Here is a 1,186-nt window from a genome sequence, read left to right on the forward strand (position 1 = left end):
GGATTCTCCGATCAAGTTGCTCATCAGCCGGAAATGGGCGGCTTAGGGATGCCGAAAAGCCCGATTTTCAGCCGCTGATTATCGGATAACCAAGGCAAAGCCTTGGTTATCCGCCCTCACGGGCGTACCTCTCCCGCAGCAGTCAATAATTGCCGGCGCACCATCCACAGATTCGACAGAGCAAACAGCGTGGTCAGTTGCGCCGTGTTCTTGGCCAAGCCTCGAAAACGCGTCTTTACATAGCCGAACTGGCGTTTGATCACCCTGAACGGGTGCTCCACCTTCGCACGCACTTGCGCCTTGGCCTTTTCGATCTTGCGCTTGGCTTTGTAGAGCACGCTGCGTTTGCTCAAGTGCTTGTAGGTGCTACGACGAGCCGCAATCTGCCAGATCACTTGCCGTCCTTCATGCTCTGGCCTTTTCTCAACGCCGGTGTAGCCAGCGTCGGTACAGACGACGTTCTCTGCGCCATGCAGCAGTTGTGCAACTTCCGTTACGTCGGCCACGTTCGCGGCGGTGCCATGAACGTGATGCACCAGACCCGATTCAGCATCCGCGCCGATGTGGGCCTTCATGCCGAAATAGTACTGGTTGCCCTTCTTCGTTTGATGCATTTCAGGATCGCGCTTGCCTTCCTTGTTCTTGGTCGAACTGGGCGCGTGGATGATGGTGGCGTCGACGATGGTGCCCTGGCGCAACGACAGGCCCTTGTCTCGCAGGTAATTGTTGATGGTTTCCAGAATGCCCGCCGCCAGCTGATGCTTCTCCAGCAGGTGCCGGAAATTCATGATTGTCGTGTCTTCGGGGATCGGAGCGCTGAGCGTCAGGCGAGCAAACTGGCGCATCGAAGTGATCTCGTACAGCGCCTCTTCCATGGCGGGGTCGCTCAACGAGAACCAGTTCTGCAGCAGGTGAACACGCAGCATGGTTTCCAGTGGGTATGGCTTGCGACCACCGCCGGCCTTTGGGTAATGCGGCTCGATCAATGCCACCAAACCGCTCCACGGCACCACCTGCTCCATCTCGGCCAGGAAACGCTCGCGACGGGTTTGCTTGCGCTTACCGGCGTACTCGAAATCGGAAAAGCTCATCTGACTCATGGGATGGCGGGCTTGTAGAGGGCAGTTGGACGGAGGGCTATTTCAGCACAGCTCAGATGGCCTGTGCTGACTTGATCGGAGAATCC

1 protein-coding gene is annotated in these 1,186 nt (G+C 57.5%); it reads right to left on the reverse strand.

The window, feature by feature from the left end; translation table 11 throughout:
* Positions 1-116: 116 nt before the first annotated feature.
* A complete protein-coding gene (locus ACIPZB_RS27205; protein ID WP_400643487.1) occupies positions 117-1,100 on the reverse strand; it encodes an IS5 family transposase in 984 nt (327 codons plus the stop codon).
* Between the last annotated feature and the right edge of the window lie 86 nt (positions 1,101-1,186).

Source organism: Pseudomonas sp. NPDC089396 (assembly GCF_044749545.1).
GTDB lineage: Bacteria > Pseudomonadota > Gammaproteobacteria > Pseudomonadales > Pseudomonadaceae > Aquipseudomonas.